Origin of the sequence: Protofrankia sp. Cr1, from assembly GCF_963555865.1 — a bacterium.
Taxonomy (GTDB): domain Bacteria; phylum Actinomycetota; class Actinomycetes; order Frankiales; family Frankiaceae; genus Protofrankia.
Map to the genome: position 1 here is coordinate 1 of NZ_CAUVXO010000476.1, position 4,013 is coordinate 4,013.

At 64.5% G+C, this 4,013-nt stretch carries 3 protein-coding genes; 2 read left to right on the forward strand and 1 reads right to left on the reverse strand.

Features of this window, described 5'->3' with window-relative positions; translation table 11 throughout:
* Window positions 1–1,546, reverse strand: a 1,546-nt coding sequence (locus U9980_RS24060; protein WP_322770014.1) for an AAA family ATPase, incomplete at its 3' end; no start/stop codon positions are given.
* Window positions 1,547–1,987: 441 nt separating this feature from the next.
* On the opposite strand from U9980_RS24060, the gene U9980_RS24065 reads away from it, so the two are divergent.
* Together U9980_RS24065 and U9980_RS24070 are read left to right on the forward strand one after the other, a co-directional pair.
* A complete protein-coding gene (locus U9980_RS24065) occupies window positions 1,988–2,251 on the forward strand; it encodes a hypothetical protein (protein WP_322770015.1) in 264 nt (87 codons plus the stop codon).
* A 981-nt stretch (window positions 2,252–3,232) separates the two neighbouring features.
* Window positions 3,233–3,784, forward strand: coding sequence for a hypothetical protein (locus U9980_RS24070; RefSeq protein WP_322770016.1), 552 nt, complete (start codon window positions 3,233–3,235; stop codon window positions 3,782–3,784).
* Window positions 3,785–4,013: the final 229 nt, after the last annotated feature.

Consider the following 4,013-nt stretch of genomic DNA (forward strand, 5'->3'; position numbering starts at 1 on the left):
GGTACGCGGCGAGGACCAGTCGATGGCCTTCGGCGAACAAGTGCCCGCCGGTCCAACCTCCCTCCGTGCCCGCGCACTCGACCAGGCGCTGGTACGCGGTGGGGAATTCGCCACGCCATGCCAGCTGGCATACCGAGATAGCTCGAAGCAGGGCCGCTCCAGGGCCGCCCAAGGCTTCCGCGTCACGCCATAGGCGTTCCGCTGCAGTCGGGTCGTTCAGCATGCCGAACTCGATCATTCCCCGCGCCGCGGACCAGCGGGTTCGCTGCTCATCGACCTCGAGCGCGAACTCGGCGGAATTCAGTAGTTCGATCGCCTGTTGCGGCTCACCGGTGAAGCCGAGGATCGAAGCGCGTAGCTCAATGGCATCAAAGCCACCGCCAGCGGCCATTGCAGCCTTGGCGAGCTCTCCAGCCAGCGACAGATCGAAACGGGCGTATGCAGTGCGTCCTGCGCGGACTAGCAGGTGCGGGTCGCTGACGGTCTTGGACTTCATCCGCCACACCGCCACGCGCAGTTCGTCGTCTCGCCGCTGCATACCGGTCCGCTCGACATAGTCGGCGAGGGCACCGAGGTGGCGTTCAGCATGTGGCATACCGCGCACCACATCGCCGAACAGGGGGTGGTCGAGCCGCACATCCCGCCGGCGGCGGCCGCGGTCCGCCTGGATGAGCTTCTGGTCTTCGGCCAATGTGACGGCGCATTCTTCGGCCCCTTCGGCTTTTCCGACCAGACCGACGAGCATCCCGTAATCGATGGGCTCGGCGAGCGCGACAAGCTCCACGACCGTGCGCAGATCATCGGGCAGACCTCTCACCCGATCTTCGATCATATGGAAGGCATCGATGTGCAGCCGCGTCGTGTCGCCTGACCAGCGCCAGAGGCCACCGACCTGGCTGACCTCCCCGGCATGCCGCAACCCGTCGATCAGTTCGCGCAGCGTCAACACGTTGCCCTCGGTCAGCTGCCACAACCGGTTCCCCGTGCGCCGCTCGACCTGGCCGCCGAGCGCACCCGCCAACAGGTGCTCCGTCTGCGACCGTTCCAGAGGCGGAACGGGGATCCGCGTGACGAGGTCCCTCTTCCACAGTTCCGCGACGCTGTCGGGAACGCGGCCTGGGGTCCGACGCGTCGCGAGGACAAGCACGTTTCCGGCCCGAGTGGCGCGGAGAACCAGATCGGTGCTCGTTGCGTCGAGCAGCTGAATGTCATCGATCGCCAACACGACGTGGTGGACGCCAGGTGGCCGTTTGACGAGGCCATCGAGAACGAGGTTGAGCTCCCGCGCCTCGACGACGTCGTGCTGCGCCTGAGGGGGCAGGAACTCGGCGAGCGCGCCCAGCGGGATCGTGGACATGGCTTCGGTGGCGTACACGCGCTTGACCGTGAAACTGCCCGGGTCCTGTTGCCCGATGATCTCCTGAAGCAGCCGGCTCTTGCCAACGCCCGCCGCACCCTCGAGCAGGACTCCCCGGCCCTCGGTCAACTCTGTCGTGACCCGGCTCAGCTCGACGGACCGGCCGACGAAGGGCCAACCATGCACCATGCTGCCGAATTATGTCGTGCTCGGTCCGCTGGCGGAGCCTCTCCTGCGGCGACGTGTGGCGGGACCCGCAACATCACGACAGGGGAGCCATCACCATTCAAGGTCATTCTTTGGGGTTTCCGCTGTCTCGCAGACACTCATCGTGAGAGCCATGAAGGCAGCGATGAAAGTTGAGTAGCCGAAATCCTGACTTTGAGTGACCACGAGGCCGTGAGCCACCCGCTTCGCCCTAGACAATGGCGATCAGTCAATACCGCTCCACAGCGCAGCCAAAACGGGGGAACCATGACGAAGGCGAGACTGGTCGGTGCGGCGGTAGCGGCCGTCCTCACGGGTGGGCTCCTCACGGGGTGCGACACCGGATGGACGGAGACACTGGCATCGTCGCCCACCCCGGCGGTGGACCAAGACACGGACGCGGCGACGCCCGATGGAGGGCGTGTGCCCGCCGGCCTGGTCGGGGACTGGGCGTTGGAGGGAACCGCCGGGCTGGTTGTGGAATCGCTCAAGGCGGACGGGACCTGGATCTGGACGCACCCCTGGCCCAACGGCAGCGTAAACGTATGCTCGGGCCCGTTTGCAGTCTCGGGTGACCAGATCACCACGACGTTCGCAGCTGGGACCGCCTGCAAGTCGGCCACGGAAACCTGGTCGCTCGAGGGCGACGTGCTGATCCTGGACGGCGAGCGCTACGACCGGCAGTGACCTGGGCCGCTGGCTAGGAGCTCGCCGACCTTCCGCGGGCAGCTGGTCCGCCCCCTGCTCGACTGCAAAGTCGCCCCGCCGATGAGGAGCAGGTCAGGTACCCCTCTCGCGAACCGCAAGGATTGTCAATAGACCTGGCCAGTCGAGGAATTTGCCGTCTACGCGCGTCCGACTCACGAATGATTATTTCCCTGCACCATCAGTGGCGCAGGGCAGCCGACCAGCACCCCAACTGGATGGAAACGTGAAAACCTTCAGGTCGAATACAATGGCGGTCATCATTGTGTGCGCACTACTCGGGGGCTGCGCCAGCATGATTGACGGAAACACTGGCGGAAGCACTGATAAAAACAAGGTTCCCTCGGCCCTGGTGGGTAAATGGAGCGGAGTCAACGGCATTCCAATGTGGTCTTTCAATGCCGACGGCACCTACAGTTTCAGCGGAGGTGGCGAGATAGCGATTATCGCCTGCAGTGGAAGTCTTGCCGTCGTCGGGAGCACCTTTACGACTCACCCGACGAGTGGACCGTGCGTGGAGCCTGCCACCACACAATGGTCTATCGATGGCCGCCCCCTACTACTGTAGTTACGCCAAAGGAATGGTGGGATGCCAATGGTCACCTTGGTGCCCTGGATCTGCGCGTTCACAGGGATCGTGCTCACACGCCAGGTGATCGAGCCGGGCCGCTCGATCCAGTGGATCCGCCGGATCCGCAATCTCTCCACGCTGGTCGTCCTCGTGGCGCTGGTCGCCCAGTACGGCTTCAACACCGATGACCTCGTCGGCGTGGCCGGGCGCAAGGCCATCTACGGAGGACTCCTGGCCGGGGCGGGACTGCTCCTGTTCGGCTTCTTACTCGTGGCCCTGACTCCAGAGAATCAACGACCCACGTCCGTAGCGCTTTTCTGCGCGGTCCGAGCGGCTCGCTGTTCCGAGGCCCGGCGACCTGCTGCCTCGGACTGTTCTTCCTGTTCCTCATCATGTGGGCGGACACGGCGTACCTGGCCCACCAAGAGGAGCAGGAGGCCGCAGCGGGTATCCCGCTTACCGAGAACCAGGCGATCCTCCTACTTCTGTCCTTCCTGATTCCCGTCCTGTTCTTCATGCTGATTACCATCAACGTCGCGATCATTAACCTGCTCCAGGCAGACGCCGGCCACCCGCTCCTCCCGTCGCTGGCCGCCCCCTGGTTCGCCATCAGCGCCATCATCGTCGACAAGGTGACCGAGAAAGGGACGAACTTCGACCTCGCCCCCACCCGGATCGACGACGCTTTCCAGCTCGGCGGTCTCATCGGCACGATTGTCTGCTCGCTCCTGGAATTCACCATCCTCCGCGAGACACTCGGCGTCAGCCTTACCAGCGGCCTTCCGCCCCACCAGCGCGTCCAGCGTTCCTGGCGCCGCTCCAAGTATCAGTGGCTTCCCTTCCCCGGCTACCCAGCCGACACCCCACTCGCCCGCCGCATCACACGCTTCGACCAACCATCACCCACGTCGCCCTCTCCTCCAGGCCCTCACGGCCCCTGGTAAACCAGCCGGTATTGTTGCATTCGGAGTGCCTGTCGCATGCCGGTAACTAGTCAGGTACTCGTTTGATCTTGTTGTGAGGTCAGGCTGGCGCGGGCGTCCAGGGGCGGCCTTCGGCCAGCTGGATGAGGGCGTTGAACAGGCTGATGCCATGTTTGGTGGCGGTGGACAGGTAGCTGTGGATCGCGCAGAACTGGCGGGCGCCGGTGACCTTAAAGATGTCGTGCGAGCC

What these genes read in the sequence shown, in the direction of transcription:
- U9980_RS24070 (WP_322770016.1), top strand. Translation starts at nt 3,233, where the DNA reads ATGTGGGCGGACACGGCGTACCTGGCCCACCAAGAGGAGCAGGAGGCC.